This is a genomic window from uncultured Gimesia sp., assembly GCF_963972345.1.
Classification (GTDB): Bacteria; Planctomycetota; Planctomycetia; order Planctomycetales; family Planctomycetaceae; genus Gimesia.
Genome location: NZ_CAXAVM010000081.1, coordinates 1 through 21600, shown reverse-complemented (window position 1 = coordinate 21600; position 21600 = coordinate 1). Strand labels below are relative to the sequence as shown.

Annotated in this window: 15 protein-coding genes and 1 pseudogene; 6 read left to right on the top strand and 10 right to left on the bottom strand. The window is 51.6% G+C overall.

The annotated features are described in order from the left end of the window. Nucleotides 1-49: 49 nt before the first annotated feature. The 4 genes from AACZ40_RS14930 to AACZ40_RS14915 all read right to left on the bottom strand — a co-directional run bounded on the left by AACZ40_RS14930 (nt 50) and on the right by AACZ40_RS14915 (nt 4102). Complete coding sequence (locus AACZ40_RS14930) at nt 50-694, bottom strand: NirD/YgiW/YdeI family stress tolerance protein (RefSeq protein WP_291174557.1); 645 nt, start codon at nt 692-694, stop codon at nt 50-52. A gap of 975 nt (nt 695-1669) precedes the next feature. Beyond that, nucleotides 1670-2104, bottom strand: coding sequence for a hypothetical protein (locus AACZ40_RS14925; protein ID WP_291174559.1), 435 nt, complete (start codon nt 2102-2104; stop codon nt 1670-1672). A 177-nt stretch (nt 2105-2281) separates the two neighbouring features. Then, the gene (locus AACZ40_RS14920; protein ID WP_339674844.1) at nt 2282-3217 is read right to left on the bottom strand and encodes a DUF1559 domain-containing protein; all 936 of its coding nucleotides are present in this window, start codon (nt 3215-3217) and stop codon (nt 2282-2284) included. Between the two features lie 576 nt (nt 3218-3793). Next, the gene (locus AACZ40_RS14915; RefSeq protein WP_291174563.1) at nt 3794-4102 is read right to left on the bottom strand and encodes a hypothetical protein; all 309 of its coding nucleotides are present in this window, start codon (nt 4100-4102) and stop codon (nt 3794-3796) included. Nucleotides 4103-4624: 522 nt separating this feature from the next. On the opposite strand from AACZ40_RS14915, the gene AACZ40_RS14910 reads away from it, so the two are divergent. From AACZ40_RS14910 to AACZ40_RS14895, 4 genes are all read left to right on the top strand, one after another. Further along, complete coding sequence (locus AACZ40_RS14910; protein ID WP_291174564.1) at nt 4625-5188, top strand: sigma-70 family RNA polymerase sigma factor; 564 nt, start codon at nt 4625-4627, stop codon at nt 5186-5188. A 201-nt stretch (nt 5189-5389) separates the two neighbouring features. After that, complete coding sequence (locus AACZ40_RS14905) at nt 5390-9502, top strand: SUMF1/EgtB/PvdO family nonheme iron enzyme (RefSeq protein ID WP_291174566.1); 4113 nt, start codon at nt 5390-5392, stop codon at nt 9500-9502. A gap of 259 nt (nt 9503-9761) precedes the next feature. Next, nucleotides 9762-10136 carry an STAS domain-containing protein gene (locus AACZ40_RS14900; protein WP_291174568.1) on the top strand — a complete coding sequence of 125 codons (375 nt, stop codon included), beginning with the start codon at nt 9762-9764 and terminating at the stop codon, nt 10134-10136. 79 nt (nt 10137-10215) lie between these two features. Next, nucleotides 10216-10380, top strand: a complete 165-nt coding sequence (locus AACZ40_RS14895) for a hypothetical protein (RefSeq protein WP_291174569.1) — start codon at nt 10216-10218, stop codon at nt 10378-10380. A 7-nt stretch (nt 10381-10387) separates the two neighbouring features. Here the strand turns inward: AACZ40_RS14895 and AACZ40_RS14890 are convergent, their stop codons facing one another. Beyond that, nucleotides 10388-15484, bottom strand: a complete 5097-nt coding sequence (locus AACZ40_RS14890) for a PVC-type heme-binding CxxCH protein (RefSeq protein ID WP_339674842.1) — start codon at nt 15482-15484, stop codon at nt 10388-10390. Nucleotides 15485-15621: 137 nt separating this feature from the next. On the opposite strand from AACZ40_RS14890, the gene AACZ40_RS14885 reads away from it, so the two are divergent. Beyond that, nucleotides 15622-15753, top strand: coding sequence for a hypothetical protein (locus tag AACZ40_RS14885; RefSeq protein ID WP_291174573.1), 132 nt, complete (start codon nt 15622-15624; stop codon nt 15751-15753). 204 nt (nt 15754-15957) lie between these two features. On the opposite strand, the gene AACZ40_RS14880 is transcribed toward AACZ40_RS14885, so the two are convergent. The 4 genes from AACZ40_RS14880 to AACZ40_RS14865 form a co-directional block, all read right to left on the bottom strand. After that, nucleotides 15958-16458, bottom strand: a complete 501-nt coding sequence (locus tag AACZ40_RS14880; protein WP_339674854.1) for an enolase C-terminal domain-like protein — start codon at nt 16456-16458, stop codon at nt 15958-15960. Beyond that, nucleotides 16385-16993 carry a hypothetical protein gene (locus AACZ40_RS14875; RefSeq protein WP_339674838.1) on the bottom strand — a complete coding sequence of 203 codons (609 nt, stop codon included), beginning with the start codon at nt 16991-16993 and terminating at the stop codon, nt 16385-16387. The genes AACZ40_RS14880 and AACZ40_RS14875 overlap by 74 nt, the downstream gene beginning before the upstream one ends. Next, on the bottom strand, nt 16990-17985 hold the full coding sequence (locus AACZ40_RS14870; protein ID WP_291174576.1) for a DUF1611 domain-containing protein: 996 nt from the start codon (nt 17983-17985) through the stop codon (nt 16990-16992). Before AACZ40_RS14870 ends, AACZ40_RS14875 begins: the two co-directional genes overlap by 4 nt. A 170-nt stretch (nt 17986-18155) precedes the next feature. Continuing rightward, complete coding sequence (locus tag AACZ40_RS14865) at nt 18156-19739, bottom strand: amidohydrolase family protein (protein ID WP_291174578.1); 1584 nt, start codon at nt 19737-19739, stop codon at nt 18156-18158. Nucleotides 19740-19996: 257 nt separating this feature from the next. On the opposite strand from AACZ40_RS14865, the gene AACZ40_RS14860 reads away from it, so the two are divergent. After that, nucleotides 19997-21181 (top strand): DNA-binding transcriptional regulator, encoded by a 1185-nt coding sequence (locus AACZ40_RS14860; RefSeq protein ID WP_291174580.1) that lies wholly within the window; start codon nt 19997-19999, stop codon nt 21179-21181. Nucleotides 21182-21234: 53 nt separating this feature from the next. On the opposite strand, the pseudogene AACZ40_RS14855 reads toward AACZ40_RS14860, so the two are convergent. Continuing rightward, a pseudogene (locus AACZ40_RS14855) lies at nt 21235-21600 on the bottom strand (hypothetical protein); the annotation flags it as partial.

Sequence of the window (21600 nt, the reverse complement as noted above, 5' to 3'; positions counted from 1 at the left end):
ATTGTTGAAACTCGTATGAGTTGAAACTCCGTGTTAATACGGAAACAGTTTACCTGGACAATGTGACGATGGAATCAGCGACGAACTCACGCTCTCCTTCGATCTCGAACAGATCGACATCAATCTTGCCGGAAACCCGTACGCGATCTCCCACTCGAATTTTCTGATACCCTTCATCGTCAAGCGGGTTGTAGGGCATCTCATCCAATTCGACTCGAACGCGCCGAAGACCAGTGTTGAGAACAAACTCCTCATGATCGTCAATTTCACTTACCGTACCTTGCAGTGTTGTTGACGCAGTAACCACGGGAGTCGTGTAAACAAAGGGGTATGCATCTTCTTCATCCAGAGAGCTTGCGAAGAAGTAGGTCCCAAGATTCTCAACGTAGACGGCGCTGGCTTCGATCTTTGTCTTCTCGAAGAAGTCGTCGTCAATTCGGCCGCTGACGCGAACCTTGTCATTCTTGTTGAGTTTATAACCGTCCGCATCGCGATCTCCATCGTCCATTTCCACGGTGATGGTTCCCGTACCGTAGTTCAGAAGAAAACTGTCGGCACTCACCTTATCAACGGTTCCATCAATATTGATCCAGGTATCATCGGCCTTCAGATAGGGTGATTCGTTCTGCGCGAAAGCGGGGCCCGCGAACAGCGCGGTTGCTACAAATGTCAGTGTTAACATGAGTTTGTTCATTGCTGTTCTCCTCGTGTCTGGTTCTTGTTGCTCTCCTCGATCAGGTCAGAGAGGATTCATAGATAAATGGCTGTATTTCCTCTGATAAAACATCAGCCATGGGAACATAATGCTCAGTCGCTCTTTACAGCCACCGCAAAGGTCATGCCAACTGGCAATCAATGCATGCCACGACGCGCAAAGTCATTCCTGTTCTCTTTCCGTTGCATCGGATGAAAAAAACGGTTGCCGGGATGATTTGTCCCCGTAGCGCAGGTACGAAACTGACTTACCACTTCAGCAGACCTGAGTTTCGAGAAAGCGACCCTGTCTTGCAGTGCGTCGGACTGTCACAGTCGGTAAAGGACAGCCACCGTATCCCTTTCGCACATAATTATTTCCACGCCCGCTTTTCTGCTCGCAGTCTCACTCTCAGCGCATCGAACCCACGGGCTTGGTTTTCTTCCTGGACGAGTTCGCTAAAAACTGGCCGCTCATCAAACATTTTGATCGCTTATCATGCAATCTGATCGCTTGTGGCGCCCGGTATTTTTGAACGAATCAACGGCAGAGTGAACCTGACAAGAGATCTCCCGTGCCTGCTGATAATTCGCTGTCGCGATGATCAACAGCAACGGTCCGGAACTGATTATCAGTGAGGTCACACCCAACGGTGATAAATTGGCGGGAGAGTTTTATTCGCGTTTCTTGAAGTGATTCGACCGCACAGTCAGGCAAATCGAAATGCTTCGGGGCAAAGTGTGAGAATTGTGCCGTCGATCATGATCACACGACGGTTTTAGATTGACGCAGGAGACGCCCCCACATGGACTGGGATCTCTCGCAGAATTGCACGGCAGGCTTGTTGTGGCATGGCTGTAAACGCGGGTCTCCAGAGACAGCCAGCTTTCAGAGAAGCTTCAGGATCATTCGCTGCTACACAAATCAACCGTGGGCGCCCATGCGATCCCCTGCTTTCTCATCAACATGAGGAGTCTATTTCAGTTCAAACTGAAATTCGTTTACTCCCTCTTTCACTTCCGCAGATAAGGGACTCGTCGTCTCAGATCGATATTTGTCTGGAATGTTGGGATAGTTTTTGATCGGGACAGGCGGCTTATCAGGATCAGCCGGCGGCAAAGGAGGTGGAAGGATCGAAACGGTATATTTTCCGATTTCCACGTTTTCGAGTGTCAGGTTGCCGGTTTCATTCAGTGTACCCGTAGCCGATTTCGACGAGCCAATCTCGATCATATTGACAGTACCTTCTGTCACCGGCTTGCCATCATGAGTCACACTGATCGTCACTGTACCAATGACCTTCTCAGGTTCTGAAGAGCCACAGCCTGCTAAAGTACAAACAAACGTCAATAACGCAGGTATCATCATCACTCTGATAAATCCCTGCTGCTCTGTGTAATGGTGGATCATGGAACGCCTTTTTCCTCAAGATGATGAGCGTGTATGCTGACGAGATCTTTAGTTATCAATTCCAGGTGGAATTTCTGATCAAACTACATCGAAATCTGACACGTCAAGTGCGCTTTAAGAAGCTGGATGTATTTTGCCGCCCGCGCACTCGGAGTGTCTCTGGAAATTTAAATGGAATCAGAATTCGCCAATCACCTGTCCGTCATCGCGGGCTGCTAACTGCTTCAGGGTCACGAAGTCGATATTTTCTGAAAGGAAACGCACTGCACCATCGGTCAATAAGACATGGATACCACCTACGTGGAACGAAGTCAGATGCGTATTGCCTTCCAGAGTATCACCGCCACTTCCGACAGTCTTGGGATTAATACCATGACCATCGCGGATGGTAGTGACCCCGGCGCCCCAGACATCACTGGCGGTCCACGAAGCGGGCGTTCCTGTTTTAAGGGCTCCCTGCCAGCCACCATACCAGGCGCTGCGCGAGTCTGAAGTTCCGATTTGACCTGATTGCTCAGAAACGATCACCGTGTTGGAAGTTCCGTCCGTACAATCCCGCATCTTGAAATTCATATTCGCGGTCAGCAATCCATTTTGGCACCAGATGTCCCCGCGACTCATCAGTGGTGAGCAGACATTAGTACGGCCTGCCGGGTCAGTTGTAGCACCGGCGATACCGACATAGTCCATCACCTGGCCAGGCCCGCGTGAACCATCGGGATTTCGCACAAGGGTGGTGGGAGGCAGCGCACTGGAAGGACAGTTATAGATGGGAACTCGCAGAGTACTCAACACGGTATTGTTCGTAAATGTACCGTAAAAGTAGCCGTTGAAGTTTAACTGGTTGAAAGCCGGAGCCTGATCCATTTGAGGTAAAATGGCGATTCGCCAGTTCGGTTTCGTGTAGTTGCTCTGCGCGCCAATCGGAAACGAACTATAGATATCATGGTAGTTGTGCAGGGCGAGTCCCATCTGCTTCATATTATTTTTGCAGGTACTTCGCCGCGCTGCTTCACGGGCCTGTTGGACAGCGGGGAGTAACAGGGCAATCAAAATCGCGATAATGGCGATCACGACTAATAATTCGATCAGTGTAAATCCACGTCGATTCATTTTCATGTGCTTCCTCATTTAATTAATAAATGCATGACTTTAACTAAATATTACTTTAGTAATTCAGTAAACATATAGAGCACTTATTTTACTTTATTTAAAATAGCATACAGGCGTAAAGATGCAATGTCTTTCCTTGAGGAATTGCCCGCTTTATTGAAATTGATTACAAGCATAACAAAATTATATACCTCAGTAATTCCAGTACTTACAGCGTTTTATTCTCAGCAGGCGGACAAATCGGAGACACAGGATCTGTGAGGGAAGACCGACCGAAGAGAGGAATCGTCCCCGGGAAATGGGTGTGAGGAGAACTGCTGAGGTGGGATGATGAAGCCCCGTGAATTGTGTCAGCCCCCTGTTTTCGCATCAGTCACAATGCGAATTTCGCTCATCAACCGTCTTTCTCTTTCCGCCGATTCGTCTGAAAGCGATGGCTGAAGCGAGGTCATGCTGGTAGCGCACTTGCTCTGCGTGCGGAACCGTCCAACGTTTCCTGTAGGACATGCCGACTGCAGGAACAGGCGCGTTATGCAACAGGAGGTAGAACTTATGCGCGTACTCTACGGGAAGGAATCAGGGATATGTCTGGACCAGCAGATAGTTTTCATTCTCGCGCACTTCGAATAACAGTGCTCCCTCCGGACTGTTCACGGAAAAATAAGTGCAGGCGCCATGATCAAACTCCCCTTCCTCGATCAGGTTACCCGCTTTGTCATGCAGGGTATAGCGACCATGCAGCCTGCTGGAATCATCATAATTACAACGCGTGATCTGACCTGTCGCCAGATCGACTTTTTTTATCGCAGAGGTTCTGTCTGGCCCTGGTACAACCACAATGGATATTACGAAAAGTAACAACAGAAACAGCATATTATTCTTCATCACATCCTCCGCTTTCCAATTATCATCTGTTGCAATAAATCAAACTGCACTTCCGTCAGACAGGAAATCCATGAACAACGTCTCTGTCAGGCCTGACGGTGCTGAAAACTGAAAAAGGGAACCCTCTGAAACCCGTTAATAAATAACGAATCCCAGAGGGCAGGCATCCCTGCTCCTTAAAACGTCAAATGAATTCCAATGATGAGTCTGCCAGACCGTTCCTGTGCCAGTCTCCCCAAAACACAACACCTTTCTGACATGGCACTTTCAAAAAATGCCACTATGTTCTTGCACTTGACTTCGTGTATGGGTAAAAACGTATATCAAACACACTTAAATCATCTCCGATATGAACACACAGACATTTTCATGCCGATGAATGAGCCGGAAACAGATCCCACCGTTTCACAAATATCCCTATGCATAAATAGGTGTGATTCCGATCCATCGTTGTGACAGAAAAATCGTTATCGCAGCAAATTTAGAGAAAATACCCTCCCATCAGAACGCAATCAACGAGCCATGAATATTGAGTCCATCTCGACTACACTGATCCAAAGAGCCTCCCAGGGCGATCGTGCAGCCTCGAACAGGCTGATGGAACTCTCCGCCTGGCTGTTGCATCGCATGACGAACCGAATTGTGTACAACAAAGAGGATGTGGAAGATGTCGTCCAGGAGGCATTAGCTGCTGTTTTTAAAATCATTTCGAATTCAGAGCTGCGTCTGAAACATGGACGTCACAGCTATATCAAACTCCTCAAAACGTGCCTGCGAAATATTGCAGCCAATCATATCCGCAAAAAACAGATCCATTCTCCCGGTGGCACAGACAACCTGATTCATATTCATAATCTGATAGATGAAAACATCGAAACAGTGGAAGAAAAAAGAGATATCGCTGAGGGAGTCATTGAATTCGCCGGATTAACCGATCAGGAAAAACAGGTTTTGAGACTGATTTTTCTATCCGGAAAATCGACTCGGGAAATCTCAGCAGAATTAGATAAAACAGCCGCGAATATTCGTCAAATCCAATCGCGCGCGCTCCGAAAAATCAGAGATTTACTCGGCGAAGATCTGTAAAGTTATTGATTTCCAGCAATTAACTGTCACAAATCCACTCGGAAACAACACTTTTACTTTTAGACTGCGTCTCGTTCGACCGTAGCGTCTTCAGGGGCATTTAACCCGATTCAAATCGCTTGAAAGACACTGCCTTAATAGTGATGCTATCTGGAACGCGTTTGTGAACTTCAGCTTATACTATTTTGTGGATGCGTATTTGTGGTTGACTCTCCCCCCTCAATTTGCCCGAATCTGAAGGAGATTGCAGATTACAGCCTGGGAAAACTCGACTCTACCCAGATTGAATCACTCTCAGAGCATTTCGGTACCTGTGAGGAATGTCGAGATAAACTGGAAAAACTGGACGACGAACCGGATGAACTGATCAATCAGCTCAGGGTACCGCCGATTTCAATCGGGCAGATCTCCCTCGAATACGAAATCGGTGCGGGAGGTATGGGCCGTGTTTTTAAAGGCTACGATACGCGCCTGATCCGACCGGTTGCCGTAAAACTCATCAACACGGAACGGCAAAAAGACTGGAAGGATCTCGCAGAGCGATTTGAGCGTGAAGTGCAAATGCTGGCCCGCGTTGAATCTCCTTACGTGGTAAAGGCCCTGTTTGCAGGAGAAGAAAACGGCTTTACCTATTTTGTGCAGGAATACGTAGATGGCCAGAATCTGAAACAGAGGCTGGAACAAGTCGGCTCTTCCCTTCCCCCGCGCACTTGTGCCAGCATTATCTATCAGGTTGCCTCGGGGCTGACTGCGGTTCACCAGCTGGGCATCGTACACCGCGATATCCATCCGGGTAATATTCTGATCAATACAAAAGGTTATGTTCAGATTGCAGATTTTGGTCTGGCGTTTCAACCGGAAGGCTCCGGGAATGGCAAGGAACTGACCTCGTTCCGACAGGGGTTCGGTCAGCTCAGTTATGTTTCCCCGGAACAATGGAATTCAGCCCGCAACGCAACGGCCAAATCCGACATCTACTCTCTGGGATGTGTCTGGTATTTTCTGCTCACAGGACACCCTCTGAACCGAGACCTGAAAACGCTGGAGATCATCAATCCAGCCAGTCAGTTCCAGTCAATCAACCGGGTCGATCGCAAACTGCTGAAATCCATGCTGGAATGGGATCCGCAACTCAGACCGGCCGCCGAGGAAGTGACTGCTGCGTTACAGAACCGCCCGGGAACCGCCGATTCACTGGAGTACATACTTAAAAACCAGCCCGTCCAGCGCTCGCCGGGATGGAAAAGATATACGGTTATGGCGTCCCTCGGCCTGCTGGGGCTGTATGTGTACGCTCTGCTGCTGGCATTCCCGGCTGCAGAAAATAACTCTTCCGAACAGACCAGCCCGGTGGTACCACCAGCACCTGCCGTGATACCCGAAAAACAGGAACAGCATGTCCTGCGGTTTGATGGCGTCGATGACTTTGTAGAAACACCTTTTATCTATGACAGTGGAGAACCGATTACCTTCGAAGCCTGGCTCACACCGGACTGTGAAGAACGCCCCCGAAACATGGAAATCATTTCCAATGCGGAGACTGCAGGATTCCTGATGCGCCTTAAAGATGGCACGATGCCGGAGTTCATGTTTCATGATGGCATCTATTACGCAAATCACACTAATTCGCAGCAGATCGGCTGTGGCAAGAAAGTACATCTTGCTGCCGTCTTTGACGGGATCAGTATCGGCATGTATGTGAATGGCAAAAAACAGGGGCTCAATTACCCGGTAAGACGCCGACATCGACATTCTCCCATTCCCGTTCACCTCTGCGCCAATCCCGATCCGGCTCTGATTGGACGTCCCGTCGCCGAAAAAAAATCCTGCTTTGCCGGACTGCTGCATCAATGTCGTTTTTCCAGAGGAGCAATTTACCTGGAAGATTTCGCTCCAGAAAAAGAGCTGACTTCGCATGACTCGACACTGCTGCTGTACCACTTCAATTCCGATACGGGAAAGGTAATTCCTGACCTCAGCGGAAACGGTCGAGATGGAAAGATCGAAGGCGCCATCTGGGAAGAATTTGATCCCGGCAAAACGCCCGAGATAAATAAGGAGTTCAAATGGCCCGTCGAAATGCCGGACCCCGTGCTGGTCAACGATACCCCCGAGCGCATCCGGGAGGTGCAACAGGCCTGGGCTGACTTTCTCAAACTGCCTCCACAGATGGAAGTCCCCCTCGGAGCTGGCGTCAATATTGACCTGGAGCTGATTCCCCCCGGTGAATTCATGATGGGAACACTGGATGAAACGCTGAAAAATACGAAAGCATCCACAACACAACAGAAAATCAAATACCAGGTATTGACGGCCGACCTGCCCTACCGCCTGGCACGTATTACTCAACCTTTTTATATGAGCCGTACGGAAATTTCGCGGAAACAATTTCGACAATTCGTCGCACAGTCTCAGTACCGGACCGATGCCGAACGAGATGGGCGTGGAGGGACTGACTTCACGACATCGAAACGGGATCCGCAGATCACCTGGGCCAGTGATCTGGGGGGCACGCTCAACGATGATCATCCCGTTTCCAACCTGACCTGGTATGACGCCCGCAACTTTTGTGGCTGGTTGACCCGCAAACAGGCCCGGCTTTCGTTCGACCTGCCTGCCGAGTCGCAGTGGGAATACGCGTGTCGCGCCGGAACAACCACACCGTGGTTTGCCCCCGGAGAACAGCAACTGTCCCGCTACGGCAGATTTGGTACGACTCATACTCACCCCTGTGGTCAACTTCAGGCAAATGCATTTGGACTGTACGACATGCATGGGAATGTCACAGAATGGTGCCGCGATTATTTTTCGAACGAAGAGAGTTTCTCCAATCCGGTGAATAATCCTTCCGGCCCGCATACGGGAACCCACAGGATGCTGCGTGGTGGATCTGCTATCCAGGACTCTGTCTCTTGTCGTTCAGGTTATCGTGAGGGCCGCCTGCCGGTGATGCGGGATGCCACGACAGGCTTCCGCGTTTGTGCCACACCCAATCCGGCAAACAAAGACCTGGACCATCTCGCAGGCTTTTCACTGCACTTCAATGGAGTCGACGATACCGTGGAAGCCGTTTACGATTATCGCAGGCCCTCCGATCCCCTGACAATTGAATGCTGGGCAGACATCTCTGAGGAGAGCATGAACGACCAGTTTTCATCCACGGTCATTTACGATCTGCATTCTCATCTGCGGGCCACTTACTGCGTTCTCAGAAATCAGCGCGTTCACGTTTATTACTACGAAGGAACATGGACCTGGCATGCCTTCTCCGCCGAAATCACTCCCGGCAAGCATCATATTGCGGGTGTTTACGACGGAACGACTCTGAATGTGTTTGTGGACGGGCAGGCACCGGAAAAAATAACAAAGCACAGATCGCCGCGTGAAGCACGCTACTTACGATCGCTCTTTCGAATCGGCACCGGCTCCATCATCGAAGACGGGCAGCATCGGGGATTTCAGGGTAATATTTCGCAGTTGCGCATCAGCGAAGAAGTGATGTACGATGCTGCCTTTCAGCCAGCGTCTCTGTTGACGCAGCATGAATCAACGGTCGCTTTATACCGCTTTGAACAGGGAAGCGGAGACCTGTTGCACGATCTCAGCGGCATGCATAATCATGGCAGAATCCTCGGCGCCGCCTGGTCAAGCAGTCTAAAGACGGACCCACAACTCACCAGTCGGGGAATCCACTTTACTGGCGATGACTGGCTCGAAACAAAGCTGCCGGATAATTCTGAGGGAACATTCACGATTGAAGCCTGGGTCTCACCCGCTACCGATAAAAAACTGACGCATCAGACCCTTTTTCAGTGGGGCTCACTCAGTTTGAAATATCATGTTAACCAGGGAGAGTACTGGACATGGTCTCTGCTGAATCCGCGATCCCAGGAAATTCCTATTTCATCGGTTTCCAGCAGAAATGCAGCCACCGATCGCCCCATTCACATTGCCTGCCAGTGGAATAATTCGAGATGGAAACTGTTCCTGAACGGACTGCCCTGTGAGACACGTAGAATGAGTAATATGGATTTTGTACGCGCCAGAGAAATCGTCAAGGATTGCCTGCAGGAACCACTCTGGATTGGCGGTGCGCCTGCAGCTGTAAAAAACTCTGCTCACGGATTTGAAGGACACCTGCATGCACTTCGGATTTCAAACAGCGAACGCTTTCACACACCATTTACGCCTCCAGCAGATTTCGCAGTCGATGACCAGACACTTCTCCTCTATCACTTTGATGAGCAGACGGGAGACTCAGTACAAGACTCATCAGGCAATCAGCTACATGGCACACTGCATCGTGAAAAATAACGCGTTCCCCACTCACACGTCTGCTGCCAATGGAAGAAACAATCAGCCAGCCTGAAGTTGCAAGAGGAGAGCGAATCACATTGAACCAGAGACTCACTCAATCGATTAGACCCATTTCACAAGTTGCGATGAGCATCCTCTCAAGAACAACACTGATACGGAAAACCAATAGAGTGAAACGAGCTTCGTGGCTCACCTGATTTCATTCACCTTGAGTTGTTTTCAGACATTGCTGCTTTTTCGCATTCAGGATATGTCAATGATAGACAAGTTTGATATTTTCAAAGTCGAAGTTTACCCGCCCCATTTCATTCTCATTCCCCAGGGGTCGACGCTTCAATATCTCTACAGCAACGTTCAGGTCGAATCGAACAAGGTATTAAATCTGTTCAAATCACCGGAATACAAGAATGTCATTATCGATCTCTCCCGAGTCGAGTATCTGGATTCGATCATAATCACCTCTATCATTCGCCTGGTGCAGTCTGCAAATCAAAGTGGGGGTCATGCCGTCTTTTGTAATGCCTGTGAAAATATGCAGCAGATTCTCAAATGCATCAAAGTGGGAACCTATTGGCCTCTATTTGACACACGGGAGGATGCCCTGGCTGCGATCTCACCTGATTCCGCTTGACATTCACTCCAATCAATAACCAGTGCTGGTCATTCCCCGCGAAGCACGGCCCGCTTGTTCGCAGTTACAGAATAGAGGAATGCGGAAACATTCTTTCGAAGTCACATTTCGGCCAGGCGTTTCAAAAGGCGAGCAGTTCTGTTTCCGCCTTGATGGAAGCGAAGAAGCCATCGGTGTCGGCATTCCAGCCCGGCCCGAATCAACTTCGGGCCGGGTGCACAATCGGGCTGCTCATCAAAGATGAACCCTGTTTAATGATGATGGTGAAACGCAGCAGCCTTTGCATTGCCGCCTGTAAGCACGTATGCGAGCAGATCCAGAATCTGCTCTTTGTCCAGGGTATTCAGCAGGTCCGCCGGCATAATGGAAATCGGCGAGAAGCGTTGAAACTCGACAGCACTCTTGAGCACTTTCTGCTCCTTGACCTGGGGAGGCCCCGTGACGATTGTGAGTGAAGTTTCATCTTCAGAGACGATGTTCCCGTTCAGGCTCCGCCCGTCTTCCAGGACGAGCAGCACCGTGCGGAACTTGTCCTCAATCTTGCGGGAAGGCTCAAGTATTTCTGCCAGGATCGCCTTGGCATCGTGCTTATGCTTTTTCACCACTTCATCAAGATTGGGTCCAATGGAAAGATTCTTGCCGAGGGTGACGCTGCTGTCATCCATTTTGTGGCACTGGGCACAGGCCAGCTTCGTGAAGAGTTCCTGCCCCCGCGTGAAATTCCGATGCTGTTCCACCCGTTTCAAGTCTGGTTCCAGATCGGCCAGTTTCCATTTTGTAATCTTGATTTCCTGTTCCGGGTTCTTCGCGAGAAACGTTTTCAGATCGTTGGTCACGTACATCGTACCCCGCATCAACATGTGGTGACCGGGAAAAGAGCAGATGTAAGGATACGCGCCTTCTTTCGTTGGAGCGACGAACTCGATCACTTCTTCCTGGCCATGGTCAACCAGTTTGCTGGCCCAGAGAATTTCTTTGCTCTCGGGAACAAAGCCGACCGAAAATCCGCTGGCGCCCAGGGCAATTGCTGCCAGTCCCACTTCATCGGCTTTGCCGGGATTGACCAGCATGATGTTGTGAGGCATATAATCAGGGTTGGCGAAAGTCAGTTTCACCTTCTTTCCCGGCTTCACGGTAAGTTTCGTAACGTCATATCGCATGCGTTCACGAACCGTCCCGATGCGAATCGTGGTCAGTTCCGATGTGTCGCTGAGAATACCGGACTTTTGTGTCGCCGCTTCCTCTGTTTCCGCGATCACACCACCACGCATGGTTCCTTCGACATTGAACCACAAATGCTTCACCGTATTCGCGGCAATCCGGGCATGAGGTTCGGGAGACTTCAACAGCACTCCCAGTAATTCCAGGTTACGATCGTTGTGTTGCTGATGTACCCAGAGTGCTTCGAGCAGGTGATGCGCGTCTTCTTTTTTGTTCGGATCAAACTGTTTGACCCACTCCTGCGTGGCCGCAATCACTGAGGCAGAATCGCGTTCACTCAGTTCAACGCGGGTACGGTGGCGAATGCCGTCAATGGGCGATTTCAGATTGTCGAGCAAGGCGGCAATCGGCTGGCCATCAATGGCAACCGGTTCCTGCAGAGGACGTCCCTTGGCGGTCATTCTGTAAATGCGGCCATGCTGATGATCGCGATTCGGGTCTCGCACATTGTGCTGCATGTGACCGATGATGACATTGTGCCAGTCGCAGAAATACAGCGATCCATCGGGGGCAAATATCGCATCAGCGGGGCGGAAATTCTTGTCCCCGCTCATCATCAGACCTTTGGATTTATCTTCTGTTTTGGTGCCGTCGGGATTGAGTCGCATGACGGTAAGATCATCACCGGCAGGCTCGCCCCACACGGTCCCCTCTTCGGCGTTCCGCGCCAGGTCGTAGTGTTTAATGCCCAGGAAACCGATCACGTTACAGATCAGGAAGTCGCCCTGCATTGATTCGGGGAAGTGAGCACTGCTGACTATTTCGCTGGCCGTGACGGGACGAACCTCTTTCTTGAGCAGTTCGTGCATTGTGAACCCGGCTTTATCCGGACGAACCTGATAGGCCCGGCCGCCGGTACCATCGGTCGCGTAGTGATAACCCCAGTAGTCAAATGCGATGCCGTGCGGGTTAGGAGAATTGACCGCATGCATCGAAATGGTAAACCGCCGCGGATCGAAGCGATACATGGCCGATTCAGCAGCCTGCAGAGAGGGTCCCCAGGGGTGTTCGTGGTTATGCACCATGAATACGCCACTCTGCCAGTAAATGGCACCATCGGGCCCGTAGATCAGATTGTTCGCCGCGTGATGAGTATCAGAAGAATCGAGCCCCTGCAGCATCACGGTACGGACATCGGCTACATCGTCGCCGTCAGTATCTTTGAGGAATACAATTTCCGGCGCGGAGGCAACAAGGACACCTCCATTCCAGAACTCGAATCCCAGAGGATTCTGAATCCGGGCAAACTCGGTTACGCGGTCCGCTTTGCCGTCGTTGTTATCATCGTGTAATATCAGCAACGCATCGTTCATCTCTTTCAGTGGTTCCCACTTGGGATAAGTCGGCCAGACAGCGGCCCACAGGCGGCCTTTGGTATCGAACTGCATCTGCACCGGATTCACCAGTTCGGGAAACTGTTTTTCATCGGCGAACAGGCTGACTTCAAACCCGTCAGCGACGGCCATATGCTCAATGCCTTCCGCGCCGCTGATGTAGTTCAGGTTCCCCTCTTTCACCGCGCTGGAACTCTTGCTCCCGCCACCGACGTTCGAGATGACCTTAACCGGTGCCGGCACGTTACTGTCATCGACTTTGAAGTCCTCGCCCCGGGCCACCGCCCAGATCCGGGCATCCCGATTGTTTGTCATCACATCCAGCATCGACAGTTCATGCTGCAGAACAACCGCGTTGGTCTGATCGTTCGTGAATGCGAGAATGGAACGGCCACCCCACACATCATTGCCGTCACGGGCGCGATAGCGGTTATTCCACTTATAATTCTTATCCAGTACAGCAGACCGCAGGGGCTCGAGCGTTTGTGATGCGCTGACCTGATGACCGGCCAATGCTGAGGAAATAATTTCAGCCAGCTGTTTGTTACCTTCTTCGGTCAGATGAACGCCGTTGATGGTCAGAGGTGTGCTTGATTCCTTGAACATCTGCAGGGAAGGATGGAACAGGTCCACATACGCGACTCCCGCTTCCCGGGCTGCCGCTGCTGTTGCCTTGGTGTAAGCCGCCAGTTGTATGTTGTGCGCCTTGCCGTCAGGTACGTTTTTATTTCCGGTGTCTTCGTGTGCGATGGGACTGAATAACACAATCCGCGGGAATGATTTTCCGTTTGCCTTGGATCCTCGTGTCTTTTTGACAAAGTCGACGAGCTTTCTCTGATACTCGTCCGCTTTCTTCACGCCTTCAAATGATTCGTTATAACCGAAGAACGCCAGGACCACGTCTGCCTTCACATGTCGCAGATATTCGGTTATGGTGGCGGCTCCTTTGCTGCGCGGGAACGAATCCACACGATCACCGCTCGCGCTCATGTTGCGAAAACGAACCTGCTTTCCCTGCAGTTCACTCTGCAGCAGCGTTTCCAGCCACCCGTCATGCTGCATCCGATCCGGCAGCCCGTTACCCAGGATGGCAACGACATCGTCTTGCTGAAACGCAAACGGAAGCGGATCGCGATAACCGGCGGGCACCTCGACCAGCGTAAGATCTTCGACTTGAGGGGGGGAATCTGAACCGACTGACTTGGAAGTCGACTTATAAGGGACACCCGGTTTTCCGTCGAAGGTCAGGTATTCCTGCTTTCCCTTGTTCTTAATATCAATCTCCATAGCAAAGGGAGCAGCCACATTCGTGAGCCGAAACACCTCTTTGCGATTCGCATCCAGCAGCGTCAGCGTGAAATCTTCGAGGCGCCCCTCAAATCCCTGACGGTTCCAGATACCCACTTTTTCGACGTCAACAGCGCGACCGAGATCAACTTCCCACCAGGGATTTTCTGTTCCCGCATTGGCAGTATGGGTCTGCCCCCCTTTCCCCCAGTCAGAGCTTTTATTGCCATCCAGGGCTTTGGCAGCGACTGCGGAACCCATTGTACTCGACTGAGTGGCCTTGCCCTCTTTCGCGATATTTTTCCCGCCACTGATCACTTCGACTTCTGCCAGCGTAAGGATCTGTTTCTTGCCGGGAAGTTCGATGCGGACAAACCGTGCGGGCTTTCCGGTTACGAGTGCAGCCGTTGGTTTCTTCCCCTGTTTTTTACCGGGTTTCTTATTTTTTCCGGGGGAATGCTGATGCCCTTTGTGTTTTTCTTCCGGCTTTTTCGTGTTGTTGTTGGCGGGAATCGGACTTTTGAAGCCCGCATACATTTCCGGTTTGATGCCGCGAGCGTACGTGCCATTGCCGAATGTGTTGGGGTTGAACGGCCCGACGAAGGAAACGTCCGCGTCCGCTTTGATCGCGTCTTCCATTCCCAGTGCCCAGAAACAGGCGTTGACCAGCATCCGACGATAGCCTGCATTCAACAGATCCTCAGGGGTCCCATAGAGCGTCGTGAATACGCGGCCCTTCTTTCCCGACGGGGAGGTATACGTTCGGGTCCATTCCGAAGGCATCGGCGGCTTCGTCTCATCTGCAGGGGAATCCTGCTTCATCCCGTTCAGAGGCTGGGCCATCGTCAGAACTTCACCATCAGTTGGCTTGCCGACATAGCCGCCCGCCTGCACCCAGATGTCTTTCACTCCACGGAGAATCGGATGTTTCTGTTTGCTGTCTACAACTGTGATACGTGTGCTCTGCTTATGGTTGGTTCCATAGTGCCCCACCCAGGTCTGCCCCAGCACCTGATGACCAAAGCCCAGTTCGTAATCCTGATCTTTGCTGTTGTAGGAATACTCCGAGAAAGGAGCCGTCGCAGGCATATTGAATGCGTGCGTCGCGGTGCGCATTCCCACCACCGGCCCGCCCCGTTTGAGGTAATCATCAAAATGCTGCATCTGTTCTTTGGGAAAATTCTGGAATCGCAGAAACACTACCGCGAGATCCGCCGTCTTGAGGGCTTCCATGCCTGGCATGTTTGAGTTACCCGCTACAATTTCCCCCGTTTGCGGATCGATATTAAACAGCACGGTACATTTAAAGCCGTGATGCTTCGCGAGAATGCGTGCCAGTTCCGGCAACGATTCCTCAGAGCGGTATTCATGATCGCCTGCCAGAAAAACAATATGCTTTCCTTTCCCCGCGCCGTCAGTACCTTCATAAACCAGCGGCGCCGCACTGGCGAAGTCTGCAACGAGGAGTGATAAGCACAGAGAAACGGCCCAGCAAGCGGATTTCATTGGTGTGTCTGCAATGAGGAATAAGAAATGTTTCATTGTTCGAGCGCAATCCCTGTTAAAAGAGCGAAAACGGTTCTGGAGGTAAGTTGATATTGGTGCTCTCAGTTTAATTACAAGCAGAGGCAGAATCCAGTGACTTGTCAGAGCTGGAACGCTACCTGGACCGAAATGGTCCGCATGCTCCCGAGTGTATTCGACTGAGTGGAACCGCCCGACTATTCCAGATTGAGAGACCACGCGTCCCGGAACTAGCGCATCTTCTGGCCTGAAGGGGAAGAAACACTCGAATTACTGCTGATTTTCGTGAATTGTGTGATCACGGTCTCTGCCTATCAATAACGAGAACGCTCGTCACGCTGAACGTGAACTGAAGGTCAGGCAGCGTATCAAATGCAAGTGCGAGGATCATCAGCGAATCCTGGTCTCGACGACTGGTACTCACTTCAGGGTTGCCAAATCTTAATCCGCGTCGGTCAGATCAGCAGTTCAATCCCACTGCCCGAAATTGAACTGAATTCCACTTTGCCATTTCGGATGGTGACTCCCCGCGCAGAGTCGGCAGCCAGCAGAGTGGCACCATCGAAATCGGCGTAGTCCAGTAACGGCAGCAATTGCGCGGCCGCCGAGATGCCGACCGTCGATTCAATCATGCACCCGACCATTGTTTTCATTCCCAGCTCGCGGGCCTGCTTTAGCATGCGGCTCGCGGGAGTCAGGCCTCCGCATTTGCAGAGTTTGACATTGATTCCATGAAACAGACCGTGGCACTTTTCCACATCCGCTTCTGTCCGACAACTCTCATCTGCAATTACGGGTAATACACTTTCAAGAAATACCCTCCGGTGCGATTCAGCGGGCGCGTCGGCGGGTAATGGCTGCTCAATAAATTCGACCCCCAGTTCAGCCAATACACGGGAATTCGCAATGGTCTGCTTCGGCGTCCAGCCACATGCTAAAGCAGCCACAATTCGCATCGACGCGAATCGTCGCATCAGTCTCCTGCCGTAAAGCCTGGACAATCTCAAGATCATGCGGCGTTCCCAGTTTGATCTTATAGACAGGCCAGCCGGGTTGTTCGCGGTACTTACGCACCATTTCCTCAATCGAATCAATGCCCAGCGTATAACTGGATTGCGTCTGATTGATCGCAGGCAGACCGAGAACTTCCGTTGTCCGCATGCCATGTATCTTTCCAAACAGGTCGTAAGCGGCGCCATCGATTGCCGAGAGTGCGAATCTGTCGTGAGCAATAACCTCGCTGCAGCGATCATACAATTCGCCTGGGTGAATCAGATCCCCATCGGCGATCAACTCTCTAACCTGGCTCAATGAAGTTTCCAGCGATTCATACGTGTGACCATAGTAGGAATTACAGGTCACTTCGCCGTAGCCGGTTACATCACCATGAGTCAGACCCACAATCAGGCACTGCTGATGATAAAGCGTTCCGCGCGCAATTGTGAATGGATCTTTCAGTGGAAGTTCAACCCGTTGCCAGTGGAGTTTCACGCCGTGATCCTCGTTTTCAGTTCCAGAACAGCGTCAACGAGAACTTCGGAACCATCGCGATAAACATCGCAGACGGGTAACCCCAGCAGATCTCCCACCTGCTGCTTCTCAATCTCGGCCTGTGCTGCAGAAATATTCCGACCATTTAAGGCAACTCCGATCACTTCCGCCGGATACCGTTCAGAAGCCAGTTGTTTGTAGAGTTCCCGGTAGCGTTCCAGCGCCTTCAACGGAACATGAGGCAATCCTTTGACATGAGGTCGGGCGGCTTCATAACAGAAGATCAGTCCCTGCGGGGCACAGCCATGAAGTAATCCCAGCGTCACAGCCGAGAAAGCGGGATGAGTGATACTGCCCTGCCCTTCAATCAGCAAAATCTCGTGTTGCTCATTCTGCAGCACCAGTTCCTCGACGGCCCCGTTCACAAAGTCGGAGACCACACAGTCAACAGGCACACCATTTCCCACAATCATAATGCCGGTCTGTCCGGTCGCCAGAAACTTTGCATCCGCCTGACGCTTCTGCAGCCCCCGTTCGAGTTCCAGCATGGTGACCATCTTCCCAACACTGCAATCCTGTCCGACAGCATGAATCCGCAGACAGCCGGGACGAAAATCAGCACACACGGCCGTTTTGCGATGCTGGTTCCTGCGAACGTCAATCAGCAGACTTCCGCTCCGTTCCGCCTCCTGGCAGAAGCCTTCATTTTCGACAAGAAACTCATGCAGACCGGAAACAATATCTAATCCGCGCTGGATTCCTGTGGAGATCACAAGACTCAGTTCTTCCGGCATCTGACCGCCGGGAGGTGAGATGCCGATAAAGAGCGCATCCGGCGAGTCCACTTCAGCCAGGGAGCCGACGACGGGAGTGGCACCGCCGATGCCGTAGAGCTCCTGAGTCGTTTTTCCACAATGCGCCGGGTCGATCACAGCCAGGCAGTGCTCACCTCGATAACGTAACAGGCTCATGGCTGTCTTAGAATTTGACAAGGGAGCGTCGTGTCCTACAGCAATTGCGATGCGTCGATAGTTTTTGATTGTTTCCAATCCAGGCCCAGTCGATTTTAAAGAAGCGAGTGCAGCAGTATCCATAGTTTCAACCAGTGTTAAATGAGAGATCAGAACCGAAAACGTTATTTAAGCCAGATCGCTGCCCCTGTTCAGGGAGCCGATTTTTTCCGCAGAGCACGACCGGCAAGCGCACCGGTGGGAGTGCCTTCATAAACAGCTGCCACTCCATTGACGAAGACATACCGCATGCCATCTGCATACTGGTGTGGATTTTCGAACGTCGCCGTATCAATAATAGTTTGAGGGTCGAAGACAACGATATCTGCTGCCTGTCCCGGTTTCAGGTAACCACGATCAGTCAGTCCCAGGATATCTGCCGGCAGACCGGTGGCACTGCGAATGGCCTGTTCCAGGGGAATGACCTGTTCGCGAATGGCGTAGTGGCCGATCTTACGGGGGAAAGCACCATAATTACGGGGATGGGGACGCGTCGCATCTGGAATCATCACCCCGCCATCCGAAGCAGTCGCGACCCAGGGATTCGTCATCGCGTTCCGAACCTCTTCTTCATTCATGGCGAAATTCACAATCTGCGCCCCACCACTTCGCATGATCTCTTCAGCAATTTGCAGAGCTGTTTTCTGTTCGGCTTTGGCAATTTCTCGCAGATTTTTACCGACCCATTCAGGTCGCGGGCTGTATTGGGCAATCACAATCTGTTTGCCGTCTTCTTTGATGTCCAGGCTTTTTTCGACCGCCGCACGAATTTTGGCACCGACTTCCGGTTCATCCAGTCGCTTGACCAGTTGATCGACGCCACCGGACATCGACCAGGGCGGAAAGATCGTGGCTGCCAGCGAAGTACTTGCCGCGATATAAGGATATTGATCGGCTGTCACACGCTGACCTTTATCCCGGGCTTCCCTGATCAGTGTAATCGCCAGCCTGAGAGTGCCCCAGTTCGGCGTTCCCTTCACTTTCAGATGCGAAATATGAACCGGAATCGACGCATCCTCTCCAATACGAATCGCTTCCTGAATGGAGCCGACCAGCCCCTCTTCTTCTCCGCGAATGTGGCTGGCATAGATGCCCCCTGCATCACCAATCACTTTCGCCAGCGCTGTGAGTTCCTCTGTGTCTGCATATGTGCTGGGGGTGTAAATCAGCCCGGTAGACATTCCCCAGGCACCCTCTTTCATCGCCTGGGATGTCAGCCGTTGCATTTTCTGCAGTTCTGCCGGGGTCGCCTTGCGATTGACCTTCCCAATAACATGCGAACGCAGTTCCCCCTGTGGTAACAGGTGGGCAACATTGGTTCCGGCGCCTGCTTTGTCCACATTGTCGTAGAACTTCTGAACGTCAATCGGCCCCATCCCGCAGTTTCCGGTCACCGAGGTCGTACATCCCTGCAGCAGATAATTCACCGCGCCCCTCGATTTAGGATCGACAATACCGCGATCGCTGTGGGTATGCAGATCGATGAAACCCGGACAGATCACGAGCCCGGTCGCATCAATGCGGTACTCACATGCCGGGCCTTCACCCGGGCCTGCGGAATGGATTTTTCCGTCACGGACTGCGACGTACCCTCTTTCAATCACCTTACCGGTCCCATCATGTATGGTCCCGTTTGCGATCACATAGTCGAACTGTTCTGCGCCGAATCCAGCTCCTGTGTTCAGCAGACAAATCAGAAACACTAAGCTGAAGCACATCTTCATGGTAAAAGCCACTTGTTCTCCTCCGGGGTAATCTCAATAGCACGAGTCGATTTTTCGGCAGAAAACCCGAGCCGCACTATATATTTTCGTTCAACATGAGTGAACCAGGATCGGGTTCTGAGTTCTCTACAGCATTCTCTACAGTATCGCCATATCCAGTAAGTTTTGCATACTACTTTACTGCTGCTGACTTGTGAAACAATCCGAGAATGCGCAAACTGATATCGAAATTGCGCACACCCTTTTTTAGTTGCTTCAGGTGCCCTACCATGCCTCCCCGCTCCCGTTCTCAGTCTCTGACGATTCCAGATAACAGACAGATCGCCTTGCTGATCGATCCGGATGACACATGGGGACGCAGTGTCATTCAGGGAATCGCAGCAGCTGTCCGCAACGTCCTTCCCTGGAACTTGTGGATCGCTCCCCGCGATCGACAATGGCGACTTCGCGTGCCTCGTAACTGGCTGGGAGATGGCATCATCGCAGCCATACGTGATGATAAAACAGCCGAGCATGTCAGAGGCCTCAATCTCCCCACGGTCAATGTGTCTTCCTGGGAGAAAGATGCTCCCGACTGGTATCGCGTTAAAACAGATGACGTAAAACGGGCCGAGATGGCATTCTCCCACTTTCGCGCGCGGAGCTTCAGCCACTTCGCCTACTATGGTCCTCCCAGCCAGCGGTATTCTCCCTCGCGGGGAGATCACTTCCGGGAAGTCGTCCAGGCCGCGGGATTCACCTGCGATACCTTTCGGGGAAATACAACTACGCGCGACAAATCTTCGGTTCAGGAACGCACCCTCCAATGGCTGCAGCAGGCCCCCCGTCCCCTGGCTGTCTTCGCCGCCGACCCGCATTCCGGAGTCCTGTTAACCGAGGTCTGTAACGCAGTCGGTTTCCGGGTACCGGAAGAAATCGCGATCCTGGTGGCTGACACGGATGAACTGCTCTGTAATATCTCAACCCCTCCGCTGTCCAGCATTGTCCTGGCCAGCGAACAGATTGGCATGACCAGTGTCCGGATTCTGGATTCGCTGCTGAAGGGTAAGAAAGTGAAATCAAAAGTCATTACTCTGCCTCCTCTGAATGTCATCGAACGTCAGTCTTCCGAAATGCTGGCCATTGACGATCCCCTGTTTGTCGATGCCCTCCGCTTCATTCGCGTGCACGCTCATACCGGCATTCAGGTCAGTGACGTTCTGCAGAATGTTTCCCTCTCCCGTCGTTCCCTCGAACAGCGCTTCCGCCAACTGTTGAACAGTACCCCCGCAGTTGAGATTCGCCGTATCAAAATCGAACGAGCCAGACAGTTACTGATTTCCACAGATAAAACCGTCGAGCAGATTGCCGGCGCGACCGGTTTTTGCGCCTCCGGACAATTCTGCTTCGCCTTCAAAAAACATGTCGGGCAGACGCCTCTCGAATTTCGACGTCAAATGCGATCCGGCAAATAGACCTGAGCATTTTTCTTTCTGCTGTCTCCCGTTCGGCTCAGTTCGTAGCCTGATCAACAACCCTCTCCGCTGTTCTTTGTCCGCTGTTCTTTGCCCGCTATCTGGCTGGGTCCGATTCCGACAAATTTCCAGAGCGCAACACAATGAACCATCGCAGCTCTCAATCTATGATAGTCGACCCTGATGATCGGGAAGACGCGACCGTCGAACGGAACATTGTCTATTCGTCTCATATGATCACTCCTGCTGAATAAACTCCCCTTGACGCCGCCGCGCCGCTGGCGATAAGCACTGAATTGAGTCGCGCGCGTGACCAGTTTACAGTGCACTGAAACACAAGCCACCTGTTCCGGATCTTCACTAAAAATGAGCCTGTTTTTTCCCGATTTGCACTGCCTGAAACCACACCCGTTCGTGAT

What these genes read in the sequence shown, in the direction of transcription:
- AACZ40_RS14930 (WP_291174557.1), bottom strand. Translation starts at nt 694, where the DNA reads ATGAACAAACTCATGTTAACACTGACATTTGTAGCAACCGCGCTGTTC.
- AACZ40_RS14925 (WP_291174559.1), bottom strand. Translation starts at nt 2,104, where the DNA reads ATGATCCACCATTACACAGAGCAGCAGGGATTTATCAGAGTGATGATG.
- AACZ40_RS14920 (WP_339674844.1), bottom strand. Translation starts at nt 3,217, where the DNA reads ATGAATCGACGTGGATTTACACTGATCGAATTATTAGTCGTGATCGCC.
- AACZ40_RS14915 (WP_291174563.1), bottom strand. Translation starts at nt 4,102, where the DNA reads ATGAAGAATAATATGCTGTTTCTGTTGTTACTTTTCGTAATATCCATT.
- AACZ40_RS14910 (WP_291174564.1), top strand. Translation starts at nt 4,625, where the DNA reads ATGAATATTGAGTCCATCTCGACTACACTGATCCAAAGAGCCTCCCAG.
- AACZ40_RS14900 (WP_291174568.1), top strand. Translation starts at nt 9,762, where the DNA reads ATGATAGACAAGTTTGATATTTTCAAAGTCGAAGTTTACCCGCCCCAT.
- AACZ40_RS14895 (WP_291174569.1), top strand. Translation starts at nt 10,216, where the DNA reads ATGCGGAAACATTCTTTCGAAGTCACATTTCGGCCAGGCGTTTCAAAA.
- AACZ40_RS14890 (WP_339674842.1), bottom strand. Translation starts at nt 15,484, where the DNA reads ATGAAATCCGCTTGCTGGGCCGTTTCTCTGTGCTTATCACTCCTCGTT.
- AACZ40_RS14880 (WP_339674854.1), bottom strand. Translation starts at nt 16,458, where the DNA reads ATGCGAATTGTGGCTGCTTTAGCATGTGGCTGGACGCCGAAGCAGACC.
- AACZ40_RS14860 (WP_291174580.1), top strand. Translation starts at nt 19,997, where the DNA reads ATGCCTCCCCGCTCCCGTTCTCAGTCTCTGACGATTCCAGATAACAGA.